The sequence below is a fragment of the Micromonospora sediminimaris genome (assembly GCF_016863575.1).
In the GTDB taxonomy this organism is placed as follows: domain Bacteria; phylum Actinomycetota; class Actinomycetes; order Mycobacteriales; family Micromonosporaceae; genus Micromonospora; species Micromonospora sediminimaris.
Map to the genome: position 1 here is coordinate 424,259 of NZ_BOPD01000002.1, position 15,775 is coordinate 440,033.

Annotated in this window: 13 protein-coding genes; 5 read left to right on the forward strand and 8 right to left on the reverse strand. The window is 73.0% G+C overall.

Annotated elements, in window-relative coordinates:
- The first annotated feature begins 493 nt into the window (after nucleotides 1-493).
- Nucleotides 494-1,231, forward strand: coding sequence for a VOC family protein (locus Vse01_RS01885; RefSeq protein WP_093402378.1), 738 nt, complete (start codon nucleotides 494-496; stop codon nucleotides 1,229-1,231).
- Between the two features lie 283 nt (nucleotides 1,232-1,514).
- Nucleotides 1,515-2,075: a DUF1062 domain-containing protein gene (locus tag Vse01_RS01890; protein ID WP_093402379.1), complete on the forward strand. Its 561-nt coding sequence runs from the start codon at nucleotides 1,515-1,517 to the stop codon at nucleotides 2,073-2,075.
- 78 nt (nucleotides 2,076-2,153) lie between these two features.
- On the opposite strand, the gene Vse01_RS01895 is transcribed toward Vse01_RS01890, so the two are convergent.
- Entirely contained in the window at nucleotides 2,154-2,621 is a 468-nt protein-coding gene (locus tag Vse01_RS01895) for an HNH endonuclease (RefSeq protein WP_093402380.1), read from the reverse strand.
- A gap of 112 nt (nucleotides 2,622-2,733) precedes the next feature.
- Here Vse01_RS01895 and Vse01_RS01900 point away from each other — a divergent pair, with 112 nt between their 5' ends.
- A complete protein-coding gene (locus Vse01_RS01900) occupies nucleotides 2,734-3,732 on the forward strand; it encodes a tyrosine-type recombinase/integrase (protein ID WP_093402381.1) in 999 nt (332 codons plus the stop codon).
- Nucleotides 3,733-3,740: 8 nt separating this feature from the next.
- Here the strand turns inward: Vse01_RS01900 and Vse01_RS01905 are convergent, their stop codons facing one another.
- Entirely contained in the window at nucleotides 3,741-4,523 is a 783-nt protein-coding gene (locus Vse01_RS01905) for an FkbM family methyltransferase (RefSeq protein ID WP_093402382.1), read from the reverse strand.
- 55 nt (nucleotides 4,524-4,578) lie between these two features.
- On the reverse strand, nucleotides 4,579-6,111 hold the full coding sequence (locus tag Vse01_RS01910) for an ArnT family glycosyltransferase (protein WP_093402383.1): 1,533 nt from the start codon (nucleotides 6,109-6,111) through the stop codon (nucleotides 4,579-4,581).
- A gap of 148 nt (nucleotides 6,112-6,259) precedes the next feature.
- Between Vse01_RS01910 and Vse01_RS01915 the strand changes: the two genes are divergently transcribed.
- Both Vse01_RS01915 and Vse01_RS01920 read left to right on the forward strand, forming a co-directional pair.
- Nucleotides 6,260-6,685 carry an Hsp20/alpha crystallin family protein gene (locus tag Vse01_RS01915; RefSeq protein ID WP_093402384.1) on the forward strand — a complete coding sequence of 142 codons (426 nt, stop codon included), beginning with the start codon at nucleotides 6,260-6,262 and terminating at the stop codon, nucleotides 6,683-6,685.
- 105 nt (nucleotides 6,686-6,790) lie between these two features.
- On the forward strand, nucleotides 6,791-7,249 hold the full coding sequence (locus Vse01_RS01920) for an Rv0361 family membrane protein (protein WP_093402385.1): 459 nt from the start codon (nucleotides 6,791-6,793) through the stop codon (nucleotides 7,247-7,249).
- 4 nt (nucleotides 7,250-7,253) lie between these two features.
- On the opposite strand, the gene Vse01_RS01925 is transcribed toward Vse01_RS01920, so the two are convergent.
- From Vse01_RS01925 to Vse01_RS01945, 5 genes are all read right to left on the reverse strand, one after another.
- Nucleotides 7,254-7,955, reverse strand: a complete 702-nt coding sequence (locus Vse01_RS01925; RefSeq protein WP_093402386.1) for an ABC transporter ATP-binding protein — start codon at nucleotides 7,953-7,955, stop codon at nucleotides 7,254-7,256.
- 22 nt (nucleotides 7,956-7,977) lie between these two features.
- Nucleotides 7,978-8,946, reverse strand: coding sequence for an ABC transporter ATP-binding protein (locus Vse01_RS01930; RefSeq protein WP_093402387.1), 969 nt, complete (start codon nucleotides 8,944-8,946; stop codon nucleotides 7,978-7,980).
- The gene (locus Vse01_RS01935) at nucleotides 8,943-11,624 is read right to left on the reverse strand and encodes an FtsX-like permease family protein (RefSeq protein ID WP_093402388.1); all 2,682 of its coding nucleotides are present in this window, start codon (nucleotides 11,622-11,624) and stop codon (nucleotides 8,943-8,945) included. The genes Vse01_RS01930 and Vse01_RS01935 overlap by 4 nt, the downstream gene beginning before the upstream one ends.
- A 52-nt stretch (nucleotides 11,625-11,676) precedes the next feature.
- Nucleotides 11,677-14,874 (reverse strand): FtsX-like permease family protein, encoded by a 3,198-nt coding sequence (locus Vse01_RS01940; protein ID WP_093402389.1) that lies wholly within the window; start codon nucleotides 14,872-14,874, stop codon nucleotides 11,677-11,679.
- Between the two features lie 108 nt (nucleotides 14,875-14,982).
- Nucleotides 14,983-15,687, reverse strand: a complete 705-nt coding sequence (locus Vse01_RS01945) for a thymidine kinase (protein ID WP_373870615.1) — start codon at nucleotides 15,685-15,687, stop codon at nucleotides 14,983-14,985.
- Nucleotides 15,688-15,775 lie beyond the last annotated feature (88 nt).

A 15,775-nucleotide genomic window follows, 5' to 3' on the forward strand; every position in this document is an offset into this window, starting at 1 on the left:
TGTGGTGCCACCGCAGTGGCCGAGCGAGCCGCGAGAAGTTCCGGGCCCTGCTTGACGCTCGGCCTTTCGTCAGCGTCTTTAACCGATCTCTCTCGTCAACGGAGGCAACGTTACCCACCCCTACCCAGAATGTCTAGTCTCAGGAGACCAGATTTTCTCGGTCCGTGCGCAGGGTTCTCCGCACGTGCCGACGGCCGGCGGCGGTGTGCGTCCGGCGGAGGAGAGGTCAGCGGCGGCCGGGAGTTCACCGGTGACCGTGTCCGAAAGCGCTGCGCCGGGCACCCGGTCGGGTTGGCCGAGCGGCTGGTCGCCGACGACCGGCATCCACGCCTCGCGCAGTTATTGGATTATCGAATCCGACAATCCAATAACTGGACCACAGTAATCGGACATAACGTACGCACATCATAATGACTGTTAAGGTGCGTAAGTGCTTAGGTTGGTGTGCGCGGCCGGCTCACCCGCCCGTCCTGCGAGGCATAGGGTTGGCGGCATGGCGCTGCGGCTCGTTCAGGTGAACTACAAGGCTCGGGACGAATCAGCCCTCGGCCGGTTCTGGGCGGACGCGCTCGGCTGGGGCGTCTCCGTCGAGGAGCCCGGTGTGGTCAACGTCGAACCCGTGGGCTTCGCCTGGCCGGACCCGACGGCCGTCTGCATCGACGTCGTCATCGTCCCGGATCCGGAGACGGTGCGGTACCGTGCGCACCTCGACCTCGCCACCACCTCTGCGGCACACCAGGCGGAGCTGGTGGGCCGCCTGATGGACCTCGGCGCGACGCCCGCGGACATCGGTCAGGGAGACGTCCCGTGGACGGTGCTGGCCGACCCGGAGGGCAACGTGTTCTGCGTGCTGGAGCCTCGGGAGATCTACCGGGACACCGGGCCGATCGCCGCCGTAGTGGTCGACTGCGCGGATCCGCGGACCATGGCCCGGTTCTGGGGTGAGGCGACGGACTGGGCCCTGCACGAGGTCACCGATGACCATGCGCGGTTGCGGTCGGCCCAGGGCGTCGGACCGTACCTGGAGTTCCTGCGCAAGCCGGGGCCGAGGAGTTGGTGGAACCGGGTTCACCTGGACCTGAAGCCCTACTCCGGTGACGATCAGGCGTCGGAGGTGGCGCGACTGGAGGCGCTCGGCGCCACAGTCGTTGACGTCGGCCAGGGCGACGTGTCGTGGCGGTGCCTCGCCGACCCCGAGGGCAACGACTTCTGCATCCTCAGCCCAGGCTGACGCCGAGCACTCAGCGACCGAGCCGCCGCGGGCGCGCGGGCAGCGGCTCCGGACGGAAACCGGTTGAGCCTCGCCTGGACGTTGCCATAGGTTGCCGACGACCCGTCCCAGTGAAGACAGAGGACACATACCCGCGTGACCCCGCCTGCTCTCTGAACCTGACATCTCTTCCGCTCTGGTAGCCGACGTCCCCGTCGGCCTCGCCGGGCTGCCCTCGCGCGCCCGGTCGTACAGCGCTTGAGGCCGCGCGCAATCGGCCTCGTGTCAGGTCTTCGGAGCAATCGTGTCTTCACCACCTCATATCGTGCTGCCCTGGGTCGTCCGTCGGACCAGGCTGCCGCTGCTGTCGCGGCGGTGCGTGGACTGCGGGTCGGAGTCGGCCACCACCGGCCCCGGCAGGTTCCGGGTCAACGCCAACCACAAGTTGCTGGACGTGTGGCTGCTGGTCCGCTGCGTGTCCTGCGATCGGACCAGCAAGCTCACCGTGTACGAGCGGACGCCGGTCAGTTCGTTCGATCCGGTCGAGCTGACCGGTTACCGGGTCAACGACGCGGAACTGGTGGCGGCCCGGTTGTTGGATCCGCTGTTCGCCCGTCGTAACCGTTTCACTCTCGACTGGACGGGGGCGTGGCGGCTGGACACCCCGCCGGAGTGGCCCGGCCAGACGTGGCCGGTCCAGGTGGCGGTCGACTTCGCCGATCCGGTGCCGGTGCGTCCGGAACGGCTCATCGCCCACGGGCTCGGCCTGAGCAGGGGCGAGGCGCTGCGTCGGATCAAGTGCGACATCCCGGTGCGCCGTTCGAGGAGTGCCGGGTTCACCTTCACCGTGCTGGCCGGCGATTGACCGGCGGGCCCGGGCGGGTCACTCCCGGCCCGCCCGGGCCACCGGGCGACGTCGATGCAGCAGGCGGGGTCTGCTGGGTCAACAGGGCGCTCGCCCGTACGCCGCCCGGGCCTGCGCCACCTCTGCGGCCTGGCGCTCACGCCAGCGCTGCTGCGCCAACCGGTTGCACGTGCGGCAGACCCGGCGCAGGCGGCCCGTCGCCGGATCGGTCTCCCGTTCGTGCCCGTTGCGGCAGCGCGGCGGCTGGGTGCGTTCCCGGCAGTTGTCCGCGTGGCTGAGCTGGCGCAGGTGGGTCGGCTCGATGCAGTCCGGCGCCCCGCAGTCGTGGTGGACCTCCAGGGTGGGGTCGTAGCCGCCGACGAAGACCACGTACGCGGCAATGTGTGCCCACGCCCGTCCGGCGAGCTTCTGGTGCACGCCGCGCCGGTTGCCGTAGCCGCGCACGATGAGGCATCCGGTGTCGACCCGGGTCGACCGACTCAGCAGGTACGCCCGCAGGGTGTCCTCGGTGAAGTGTCGGGACAGACCGTTGACCTGAGACAGCACCAGGTCAGCGTAGGGGCCGGGTGCGACGTGGAGCCCGGCCTACCAGCGGCCGATCATGATGTTTCGGCGCGCCTGATCGTCAACCCACAGCAGGGCTGAGAGCATTTTTCACATGCGTCCGCACGACACTTCGGTGCAGTACCGCCCGTCGGCCTACCCGGCCCTACCCGACGGGCCGATGGCCGTCACCGACGCATGGTTGCGTAACCGGCGGTTGAGCGAACACACCCGCGATGCGTACCGCCGGGACGTCGCCGGCTGGCTGGCCTGGTGCGCCGCCCGGGAGTTGGACCCGCTGCGCGCGAACTTCCTGCATGTCAACGAGTACGGGCGGGCGTTGGAGAACAGCGTTTCGGCCCGGACCGGCCGCCCGTTGACCGCGGCGACGGTGGCCCGGAAGCTGTCCGCGCTGTCGAGCTGGTACGACTTCCTGGTCAAACTGCGGGCGGTGGAACTCAACCCGGTCGCCGGAGCCGACCGGCCACGGGTCGACCGGGACCACTCGGCCACGGTCGGTCTGGCCCCCGACGAGGTGGACGCTCTGCTGGCGGCGGCCGAGGCCGAGACCGGGCCGACCGCTGCCCGTAACCGGGCGGCCGTCGCGCTGCTCGCCGACCTGGGACTGCGGGTGGGGGAGCTGGTCTCGCTCGACCTGACCGACCTGGGCGCCGAGCGGGGACACCGCAGCGTGCGCTTCGTCGGCAAGGGCGGCCGGGCCCGCCGCCGGGCGCTGACCCCGGGCACCGCGTACGCCGTCGACGCCTACCTGGCCGAGCGGGCCGCCGCGCAGCGGGTGGAGGTGGCGCAGTTGACCGGCCCGTTGCTTGTCACCGCCAGCGGCGCCCGCCTCGACCGGCACTCGGTGTTCCGGTTGGTCCGTCGGCTCGCCCGCAGCGCCGGGATCGACGCGTGGGCGCGGCTGTCACCGCACTCGCTGCGGCACGCCTTCGCCACCACCGCGCGGTCCGAGGGAGTGCCGCTGGAGGACGTGCAGGACGCGATGGGCCATGCCGATCCGCGTACCACCCGCCGTTACGACCGGGACCGGCACAACCTGGACCGGGATCCGGCGTACGCCATCTGGGCGGCCCGGGCCCGCCGCCGCAGCTGACCGGCGGGTCAACCCCGTGGCGTGCGGACGCAGTACACGTCGCCGGAGTTGGCCTCGTGCGGCAGCGCGAGCAGGTGCGCAGCCATCTCCTCGGCATTCACCCAACGCCCGAGGGTCAGCGACTTGTCGTCGCCGAGCGCCACGTCGAACCCGTCGAACCCGAGCGTGGCGAGCCGGTCCAGGCACCGCACCGCGACCGCCCGTCCGATCGTGGTGAACTCGAACGACAGGGCGGGCAGGGGGCGGCTCAGCCCGGCGAGCACAGCGTCCTCGAAGCCCTCCACGTCGATCTTGACGAAGGCCGGCGTGCCGTGCTCGGCGATGAGCGTGTCGACGGTGGTCACCGGTACCTCGATCTGACCGTCCCAGACCTGGTCCTCCCAGCCGCCCGCGCCCGTGGCGGCGGTGACAAAGTCGGTGGAGGCGGTGGAGACGGTGGGGTTGGCCGAGTTGACGAGGAAGCCGATCCGCCCGGGTTGGGCACCGCAGGCCGCCTCGATCAGCGTGACCTGGTCGTCGGCGGCGTAGATGGCCCGCAGCGCCCGCAGGCACAGCGGTTGCGGCTCGACGGCGACGACCCGGGCACCGAGCCGGCGGAAGCTGCCGATGTGGTCTCCCACGTGCGAACCGATGTCGAAGACCAGGTCACCGGGGCGGACGAAGCGGGCGTAGAAGGCGTCCATCGCCGCGTCCCGGTCGGGATCGCCGTAGTAGACCTCAAGCGATCGGCGCAGCGAGGCGGTACGCGGGTCGGTCTTGAGGGCCTCGACCGCGGCGGAGTGGGTACCCATCGCAGCACCTTAACCCGCCCGGCGTGCTCGCCGTGGCGGTCCGCGTGGCTGCCGTTCACCCCGTGTGACGTACCTCGGCGTCCCAGATGTCGGCCCACGGACGCCGCAGCCCACGGCACAACCAGATCGGTCCGCCGTTCTCGTCGTTGTCCACCGCCACCCCCAGGTCCACCCGCCCGGCGAGAGTGACCTCGGTGAACCAGGACCGCAACCGGTCCGGCCTCGACCACCCGACGGCGATCACCACATCGGCGCCGTCCGGCGGCCGGCCGAAGTCGGCCATGCTGTTGTGTCCGGAGTACGCGGCGGGCAACCCACGCTGCGGACCGAACCGGGCCACCGCGCCCGCCTCGCCGTAGTTGCCGGTGAGGATGATCGCCCGGGCCTGCTCCTGCGCCGGCAGGGTGCGGTGCACGGCAGCCAGCGAGTCGGTGAACGCCGGCCAGCCGATGGTCTCCCCGGCGTCGTAGTTGACCGCCACGACGAAGCCGGGCAGCCGGTCGGCCGGCAGGACCGGCAGCAGCAGCACCGCGTTGCTGGCGGCGGTGAGGACGACAACCGCCGCCAGCGGGGCGCGGCGTACCCGACTGCGCGCCGCCCAGCCGGCGGCGACGACCGCTCCGGCGGCGGTGAGCACCAGCAGCAGCGGGGCGTCGTAGTAGCCCTTGCCGCCGAGGAACAGCACGATGCCAGCCACCACCAGCCACGCCCAGCCGAGCGCCCGGTAGCTGCGCCAGCCGGACCGGCGCAGCAGCACCACCAGCCCGGTCACCCAGATCGGCACCACGAACGGACTGATGATCACGAAGTGCAGCAGCAGGGCGTCGAGCCGACCGCTGTAGGAACTGTCCCCGCCGGAGATCGTCGCGGCGACTCCCAGCTGCGGGAAACCGTTCACCGCCTGCCAGCTCAGGCTCGCGGCGGTGAGCAGCCCGAACAGCGCGGTGGCGGCCAGCACCCAGCGGTCACGGAGCAGCCGGCGAGGCCCGGCCAGCGCCAGCCCGGCCACCAAACCCACGGCGAGCGACGCGGGCAGCAGCTTGTTGAACATGCCGAGGCCCAGCACCAGCGCGACGGCGAGGGCCCACCGGCCGTCCCCGGTGCGCAGCAGTCGCACCGTGCACAGCGCGGCGGCCAACCAGACCACCAGGTCGACGGTGCTGGTGCTGAGCAGATGACCGGTGGCCAGCACGATCCCCGACGTGGCGCCGAGCAGGGCGGCGAACGTCTGTGCGCTCCGGTCCGCACCGAACTGCCGGGCGGTCGCGGCAACCAGCAGCACCGCACCGCCGGCCAACAGCGCCGACGGCGTCCGAAGGGCGAGCAGGCTGCCGGGGGCGACCGTGTCGGCGAGTCGGGCCAGCGCCGGTACCAACGGCCCCTGGTCGACGTACCCCCAGTCGAGATGCCTGCCGGCGAGCAGGAAGTACAGCTCGTCGCGGTGGTAGCCGTAGCGTGGGGCCAGAGCCAGCAAGACCAGGGTGACCGTCGCGGCGACCAGCCACGGCCCGGTGGTCCGGGGACCGGGCTCGGGGGCCGGCGGCTGCTGTGTCGCACCGGTTCGGACCCGCGGCGTCGCCGTTGTCACTGTGACATTGTCGCCCGTGCCCGCCAGGTCGGTAGGGCGCGACCGGCCGACTTGACGGTGGGCGTCGGGCGCGCTAAATAAAAAGCAGAAGTTGAGTCATGCGGACTCAACTAAGGACCTTCGGCCAGGAGAACCGAGGAGGCACCCGATGCTGATGCGCACCGACCCGTTCCGTGAGATCGACCGGCTCGCCGAGCAGTTCTTCGGCAGCACCAGCCGCCCGGCCGTCATGCACATGGACGCCTACCGCGACGGCGACTACTTCTACGCCGCCTTCGACCTGCCCGGCGTCGACCCGGAGAGCATCGACTGCACCGTGCAGCGCAACGTGCTGACCGTCCGCGCCGAACGCCGCCGCCCAGCCGGCGACAACGTCGAACTGGTCGCCGCCGAACGCCCGATGGGCGTCTTCAGCCGCCAGCTCTTCCTCGGCGACACCCTCGACACCGACAAGCTTGAGGCCGGCTACGACAACGGCGTGTTAACGCTGCGGATCCCGGTGGCCGAGCGGGCCAAGCCCCGCCGGGTCACCATCAGCGCGACCGGCAACGGCCGCAAGGAAATCAAGTCCTGATCAACGATTCGCCCCCGGCGTGGCCGGACGGGACGCGGTGCGGTCCCGCCCGGCCACGCCCACTTTCCGCCCGCCGCGCCGGCCGATTCTCTACCGTCGAGTGGTGTGGGCGCTGCGCAGCCGTGGAGCAGACCGGCCCGGCGACGTCATCCGATGCGGACCGGCCTCGCCGTCGCCGGAGCCGCGGTGGCGCTGTGCTGCGTCGGCGTCGCCGGCCTGGGCGCCTGGAACCTGCAACTGGTCACCCAGGCCGCCGCCCCGGTTCGCCAGACCGCCGAAGGGTTCCTGCGCGAAGTCACCGCGGGCGACACCGGCAGCGCGTACGAGCGGCTCTGCGCCGACGCGCGTACCCGGTGGAGCGAGATCGGCTTCACCAGCTGGGTACGCACCCCGCCGGTGGTGCGCGACTACGAGATCATGGACGTGTCCGTGGCCACCCGCGGCGGCCGACCCCACGGCAAGGTCACCGTGCTGCTGACCCGCGACAGCGGCAGCACCGAACAACGGGACCTGTCGGTAGTGCGGGAGGACGGCGGCTGGCGAGTCTGCGGCGACCCGTACTGACCTGTCACACCCCGATTGACTCGGCCGCCTCGACCAGCCGACCGTCGCGCAGCACCAGCACCCGGTCGGCCAGCTCCACAAGCGTCGGGTCATGCGTTGCCACCAGCGCGGTCATGCCCCGGGCATGCACCAGCGCCCGCAGCAGGTCCATCACCGCCCGGCCGGTCTCCGAGTCCAACTGGCCGGTCGGCTCGTCAGCGATAAGCAGCGCCGGATCGTTGGCCAGCGCCCGGGCGATCGCCACCCGCTGCTGCTGCCCGCCGGACATCTCGTACGGCCGCTGCGCCGCGTGACCACCCAGCCCGACCAGCTCCAGCAGCACCGACACCCGCTGCTCACGGTCCGCCGCCGGAACCTTCGCCAGCCGCATCGGCACCCCCACGTTCTCCGCCGCGGACAGGATCGGAACCAGCCCGAAGGACTGGAACACGAACCCGATGGTGTCCCGACGCAGCCGCAGCAGATCCTTCTCGCTGGCCGCAGTGACCTCCTGACCGGCCACCCACACCCGCCCCGAGGTGGGCCGATCCAGGCCGCCGATGAGATTCAGCAGGGTGGTCTTGCCCGCCCCGGAACGGCCCCGCACCGCGACCAACTCACCGCGACCAGCACGCAACGAGACGTCCCGCACCGCGTGGACCACCCGGTCGCCGACGCCGTAGTCGCGGCTGAGCCCCTCGACCCGGATCAGATCCTGCCCGCTCACCGCGTACCCCTCTCGTCCCCGCTCACCGCGTACCCCTCTCGTCGCCGGACCGGACCTGGACGTGGTCCGGCTCCAGGGTCAACCTCACCCGGTCCCGTAGCGCCAACGCGTCGACGAAACCCGCCGGAAGCTGCATCCGCCCGGCCCGGTCCAGCACCGCGTACTCCTCGGTCACCAACTCCTCGACGCCGTCGGCACCGACCCGCGCCGTGCGGTGCACCTCCGAGGCGGTGCGACCGTCGCGGATCGACACCGTACGGCGCACCTGTGCGGCGACCTGCGGGTCATGGGTCACCATCACCACGGTCACCCCCAGCTCGGCATTGATGGTGCGCAGCGCGGCGAAGACCTCCCCGGCCGTCGCCTCGTCCAGCTCACCGGTCGGCTCGTCGGCGAAGAGCACCTCCGGGTCGTTGGCCACCGCCACCGCGACGGCGCAGCGCTGCTGCTCGCCGCCGCTCATCTGCCCCGGCCGACGATCCGCGCAGTAGCCGACACCGACCAGCTCCAGCAGCTCGGCCGCCCGCCGCCGAGCGGCCCGGCCACCCCGGCGCGACAGCCGCATCGGCAGCTCCACGTTCTCCCGGGCCGTCAGGTACGGCAGCAGGTTGCGTGCGGTCTGCTGCCACACGAACCCGACGGTGTGCCGCCGATACCGCAACCGCTTGGCGGCCGACATGGTCAGCAGGTCGTAACCGGCCACCCGGGCGATGCCCGCGGTCGGCGTGTCCAGCCCGGACAGGATGTTCAACACCGTCGACTTGCCGGAACCAGACGCGCCCACGATGGCCAGCAGCTCACCACGGTCCACCACCAGGTCGAGGCCCTGCAACGCGACGACCTCCACCCCCTCGCTGGTAAAGATGCGGACCAGCCCGTCGCAGACGATGTGCCCGCGCAGCCGGTCGGCGCCCCCGGCCCGGGCGGCGGCTCGTTCCGCCGCCCGTCGTTGCAACGTCGCCAGGTCCGGCACATCCGACACCGCCGTCATCGGTTCTCCTCTCCCAGACGCAGCACCTCACCGAGGCGCATCCGCCGGTTCATCAGGTTCTCCACCGCCAGCCCGGTCACCAGGCCCAGGACCACCAGCCCCAACACCGAAGCCAGGACCAACGGATCCAGGTGATCACGAACCGGCACGCCGGGCACGAACGCGGACAGCCCGAGGGTCGGCCCCAGGATCCGGGGCAGGGCCACCCCCACCGCCGCCCCGGTCAACGCCGCGACCAGCACCAACGGCACCAGCTCGTACACCAGCAGCCGTCGGCCACGGCGGGCGGACAGGCCCAGGGTGCGCAGCCGGGACAGCATCCGGCCCCGCCCGGCCGCGTCGGCGACCACCGCGAACCCGACGGCGAGCACCGCCAGCGCGGTACCCCCGGCCGCGCCGGCCGTGAACGCCAAGGTCAGGACGTCGTTGGCCCCGGTCCGGTCCAGGTTTTCGCGGTACGCCCGCCAGGTCTCCAGGGCCGCCGGCACCTGGGTACGCGTCACCTCCACCCCGAGCACCGCCGACTGCCGCCGCCGTTGCGCGTCGTCGGCCACCCCCAACAACTGCGCCTGATCGATGTCGTCACCGGCGACCAGGTACCGGTTCGGGATGATCGGCGTGTACTCGTACTCGGGCAGCGCCTGCCACGGCAGCACCACGAACCGTTCGGTGCCCAACCCGACGCCCGGGAAGGCGTCGGCCACCTCGGCGACCCGGAACTCGTACAACCTGCCCTGCACATCGACGGCAGCCCGGTCACCGACCTGCGCCGCCACCTGCGACGACACCACCGCCGGTACCGGCCCGTCACCCCGGGCGGCAGCCCGCAGGGCGGCCGGCACATCCACCTCGACACCGCTGCGCGCCACCACCTCCGCGAAGGCCGGGCCGTCCACCACCAGCACCCGGGCCGTGCCGATCTGCCGCGACGGCACCCCGGCCCCCGGTGCCAGCCGACGATTCGAGTCCACCCACACCCGAGCCACCGCCGTCACCCCGGCCACCCCAGACAACGCGTCCTGAGCATCGGGGGAGAAGGTGTACCCGGTCAGCCAGGCGTCCGCCGGCACCGTCAACGTGGCCGCCCGGTCCCGGGCCGCCGCGACGGTGGTGGTGACCACCCCACCGAAGACCCCGGTGCTGACCGCGACGATCAACACCGCCAACGGACCCAGCGCCACGGGCGCACCCCGTCCGGCGCGGGCGACACCGAGGAACAGCACCGCACCCCGGGCCCGCGCGGCCAACCGACCGGCCGCCCGCAGCGGCCACGGCAACAGCCGCACCGCCACCAGCGCGGCGGCGACCGCGACCAGCACCGGCACCGAACTGAGGTACGCGTCGACCCCGGCGCCCGGGGCGAGACCACGGCGGCGCAGCAACACCACCCCGAGCGCGGCCAGCACCAGCACGCCCGCCTCGACGGTCAGCCGCCGCACCGACGGCCGTCGCCACGCCACATCGGCACGCCCGGTCACCACCCCGACCCGCCGCTGCGAGTGCATCGCCAACACCGGCACCACGGCGGTGGTGAGCACCGCCACCGCCAGCACCAACCACGGAAACGCCCCGTCGCGACCCGGCACCCGGCTGCCGACGAACCAACCGACAAGCACCGCCAACGGCTGCACGGGCGCGGACTCGGCGAGGCTACGCAGCCCGATGGCGGAAAGCGCCGCACCCCGGGCCCGCAGCAACGCGAACTCGTCACGTCGCCGCAGCACCGTCAACCGCGCCGCCAGCACGATCAGCCCGAGCAGGCTGGCGACCAGCCCCGCCTGCACGACCGCGAGCAGGGCCTGCACCGCGTGCAGTTGCCCGGCGAACCGCGACAGCGCACCGTCCAACGACGTCTGCACGGTCGCCCCCGAACTCCACGACATGCGGCGGGCCTCGGCCACCGCCGCCGTCACCGACTCCAGCGTCGCCGCGTTCAGGCGTCGCTCGTCGAGGCGGTACCGCCAACCACCGACCGCGGGGACACCACTGCCGGCGGATATGACGTCCACCCCGACCCAGTCGGTCACCCCCGCCACGACGTACGGCTCACCGTCCAGCACCGGGACCACCGGCTCCAGGGCGTAGCCCAGGTCGTCCCAGACCGGGTCAGCGGCGTCGCGCGGCTCGAACACCCCGACGAGGTGCGCGTCCGCCTGACCGTCGCGCCCCGCGAACCGCAACCGTTGGCCGGCACGCAACGACAGCGTCTCGGCCACCGCCCCCGACACCACCACCTCCGCCGGGCCGCCCAGGCGGGTACGGGGCCAGCGCCCGGCGGTCAGCTCGGCCGCCTCCACGACGCCGGTCTGGGCGCGCAGACCGAACATCTTCCGGGCACCGCCGTTCATCGGCGGCTCGTCGCCGATGGCGAACAGTTGCTCCTCGTCCAACGACGCCGCGTACCACCGGCGCTCCACCAGGCCCGGCAGCGGCTGCGGCAACTCGGCGGCGTAGCGGTCCAGGTCCGCCTGCCCGGCGGCCACCGGCGCGGGCCGCTGCCCGGCGAGTGACACGTCCCGCACCAGGTGCGGCAGCCGGGCCACGTCGGCGCGCAACCCCCGATCGGCGTACTCCCCGGTCAGCCGCGGCGCGGCGGTCAGCAGCAGCGCCGCCACCAACCCCAGCACCGCCAGCAGGCCCACCTGCCCGCCGTACGCCCTGATCCGCCTCGCGCTCACCGGGCCGACCTTTCGTTCGCGACTGCGGGGCTCGCAAGCTCACTCCTCGCGCTCACTGGTCCTCCCCGGTGCGCAGGTGCGCGGCGGTGAGCCGCCGTCGCACGCTTACCGACACCGCGGCGCTGAACGCCAGGGCCAGCGCCAGCAGTCCGACGCCGGTACCCAGCACCGGCGGCCAGTCGACGCTGAGCAGCGGCGGAGGATCGGGGCGGTCCGCCGACGCAGTCAGGATCACCAGCGGCGCCATCGTCGCCGCCACCCCGATGCCCACGGCCAACCCCACCAGCACACCCATACCGGCGAGGAACGACTGCTCGGCCAGCAGCGACCGGGCCACCAGGCGGTGACCCGCGCCGAGGGTGTGCAGCACCGCCAGTTCCCTGGCCCGGCGCCGTGCCGTGGCGCTGACGTCCACGGCCACGCCCACCGCGGCCAGCAACACCGCAGCCAGGGCGGCGACGAAGAGCGCGCCGCGGGCACCCACGCCGAACGGGTCGCGAGCCAGCTCGTCGGCGACGTCCTGGCGATCCAGCACGGTCAGGTCGTCGAGCGCGGCGGCGGCCCCGGCGACCTGTGCCGCCGCACCCGGCCGGGCGGCGACCCACCACTCCTGCGGCGAGCGGACGATGCCATGCTCGTGGAACAGCCGGGTACGCAGCGACGGCAGGTCGACAAGCAACGCGGCGTCCTCGACGTCGCCGGGCAGGGCCGTGACCCGGTCCACCAGGACCACGTCGACCTCGGCGCCACCCAGGAACAGCCGGGTCTGTGCCCCGACGTCGATGTGCAGCATGTCCAGCGCCGAACCGGTGGCGACCACCGGCACCCGGCCCGGTCCGGCGGTCCGGGTGACGGCCAGTTGCACAGGGGTGTTCCGGGCGAACCAGCCCGCCGGTATGTCCCGTTCGTAGCGACCGGCCAGCGTGGTGCCGGAAACCGTCGGCGCGGTGGCGGTACCGGCGCGGTCGACCAGCTGCCACGGCCCGTCCGCGGTCAGGTCCACCGGGGTGCCGGTGGTGGTGTCCGGGCCGGCACGCAGGTTGGACAGCCGCCAGTCGAGGTTCAGCCGCGGACCACCGAGGGTCTCGGCGGTGAAGCCGGCCAGCCGCCACGGCCCGTCGCCGGCCGGCAGCTCGACGGAGAACCGCAGCGGCTCACCATCCCAGCCGGTCGAGCCCAGCGCCACCCGACGGTGTTCGCCCCGGGCGTCGCTGAGCACCATTTCGTGACGGATGGGCACGCCACTGTCGACGTCACCGCGGGTACGTAGTTGGCCGGTCAGTCGGGTACCGGTCGGCAACACCGTCTCCGGTGCCGGTACCCGCGCGTCGACGAGGCCGCCGAGCAGCCGGTCGGTGGATCCACCGGCCAGGTCGGCACGGAGCCGCAGCACCTGGTCGGCGGCGTCGGCGTCCACCGCCACCATGGTGGCCGGTTCGGCGCCGGCGCCGAGCCGTACCGGCTCGCGCCAGGCCGGCAGGACCGCCCGGATCCCCGGCAGGTCGGCGAGCTGGTCGGCGCGGCCGTCGGGGGCGGCGCCGGTGGCCTCGGTGAGCCGCAGGTCGGCACCGACCCGGTGGGCGGCCTGGTCGTCGAGGGAACGTTGCGAGGTTCCGGCGAGGGACCAGGCCAGGGTGCCGACCGCCACGGCGAGGGCGAGCAGCAGCACCGGGCCGGCGTGCGGACGCCGCCCGGCCTGCCAGGTGCCGAGCATGACAGCGGTCCACGGCCGACGGTCCACCCAGCGTTCCGTCAGCCGCACCAGCGGCGGCAGCAGCCGCAACGCGAGCACCGCCCCGGCCAGCACACCGAGCGTCGGCGCGGCCGCCAGCAGCGGATCGACGCCCAGTTCGCCGCCCCGGGACCGGGACAGCGGGGACGAGTACCTGCTCAGCTGGTACCAGCTGAGCAGGGCCAGGCCGACGAGCAGGACGTCCAGTCCGGCCCGCTGCACCATGCCCCGCCGGCTCGGGCGGGAGCGGCTGGCCAGGTCCGCGACGTAGCTGTCGCCGCGGCGCAGACTCGGACCGATCATCGCGGCCGCGCAGCCGGCGGCCGCGAGCCCGGCCACCAGCCACACCGTCGGGTCGGCCCAGTCCGGCCGCAGCGAGACGGCGGCGAGTCCGGGCAGCCGGTCGGCCAGCCCCAGCAGCTCCACCACGAGCGGCGGGGCGAGAAACACGGCCGGCAGGACGACCAGGGTGGCTTCCCGGGCGGTCAGCCCGGCCACCTGCCAGCGGGCCGCGCCCCGGGCGCGCAGCAGCGCGGTCTCACCCCGCCGGTGCTCGGTGAGCAGGATCGCCACGAGCAGCAGCGCGTACCCGCCGAGCACCACCACCAGCAGCATCGGAGTGACCAGGGCGGACCGGCCGACGAGGGTGGCCTGGCGCAGCCGCTGCACCAGGTCCACCAGGTTACCGCTGACCACCGCCGAGTCGCCGAGGCCGGCTTCGGTCGGGCTGCTCGTGGTGATCCGGCCGGCGGCGTCGGCGAGCCGGTCCAGGGCGGTCGGGCCGACCCCGGCCAGGTCAGGCTCGACCAGCCAGCCGGCGGAGGCGTTGGCCAGGAAGTGGGTGTCGAAGTCATCCCGGGACACCGTCATCGGGCCGTAGGTGGCCGCCTGCGGCAGCGAACCGGTCGTCGTCTCCGGCGCCAACCGCCAGTACGCGGCATCCGGGTCGACCGGAGTGAACACGCCCGTCACGACGACCTCGGTGACCTGCCCGCTGAGCCCGTCGGTGATCGGGATGCGGTCGCCGACACCCACCCGCAGCGTCGTCGCGGCCACCTCGGCGATCGCGGTCTGCACCGGACCGGCCCCGGTCTGCGGCCACGACCCGGCGGTCAGCCGCGCGTGCGCGGGCAGATCGTCGAGGAACATCACCGACGCGTAGGTGGCCCCGCTGCGGTCGGCGACGGCGTCGCCGGTGTCTCCGCGCAGCTGCCGACCGGCCGCGTACCCGGCGGTGCTGACCCGGGCCGGTAGGCCGGCCAGGTCGGCGGCGACCTGCTTGCGCAACGCGTCGTCACGGTCCCGCAGCGCCTCCGCGGTGCGGCCGGCGGAGGCACGTACCAGAATCGAGCGTTCCTCGGCGGTGGCCGCCGTCAGCACGTTGCGGGTGCCGGAGTCGACGACGTCCCGGTTGTACGCGGCCAGACCGGCGAGCGCGACGGTGGCCACCAGCGCCGCCCCGGCGGCCGCCAGCAGCAGACCCCTCGTGGCCCGGGCACGCCGCAACGCGAACCTCATGTGTCCTGTACCCCCGCCGGTCCGCGGGCCGGTGTGGCCCCTGGTTGCTGCCGTCATGCACCAGGAGGGGCCGAGTCCCGCGAAAGGTTCGCAGCGGTGATCGTTTCGTTATGCGGGGACGCGGCCTCCGCTGCCGGGGCCCAGGTCACCGGCGCGGTGGTGCCGCCGGCAGAGCACCTGGTACCGCACGTCCGCGGTGTCGACGGTGTCGCCGATGACGACCTGCGCGCCCTCGCGGGCCACCCGCCCGTCGGCGACCCGGGCGTTGAGCAGGCCCTCACGGCCGCACCAGCAGAGCACCTCGACCTGGATCCGGGCCACCGAGTCGGCCAGCTCGAACAGCCGCTGCGCCGCCGGGAACAGGCTGGAGCGGAAGTCGGTGGCCAGGCCGAAGGCGTACACGTCGACGTCGTAGCTGTCGACCAGGTCGGCCATCTGCTCCACGTGCTCGACCCCGTAGAAGCTGGCCTCGTCGCAGATCAGGTAGTCCACCCGTACCCCGTCGGCCCAGGCGTCGCGCACAAGCGTGCGCAGGTCGAGCGCGTCGGTCACCTCGATGGCCTCGTGGGCCAGACCGATGCGGGTGGTGACCTGCGGGCCCAGGGAGCGGTCGATGCGGGTGGTCACCAGTCCCCGGCGGCCCTGCCGGGCATGGTTGTAGTTCATCTGCAGCGCCATCGTGGACTTGCCGCAGTCCATCGGCCCCCAGTAGAACCGCAGCGCGGCGGCGTGCGCCGGCCGCCCGTCGACGCCACGGGCGGCGACGCACCCGGCCGGGCTGTCGCCCGCGGCGGGCAGGGTCGGGCGGGCCAGGCAGGTCGGTACGGCGTCGTCGGTCGTCACGGACCGGCAGCCTAGTGCGGTGTGCTCCCGGCTGGCGCGGTCGACCCGGCCGGGGTGT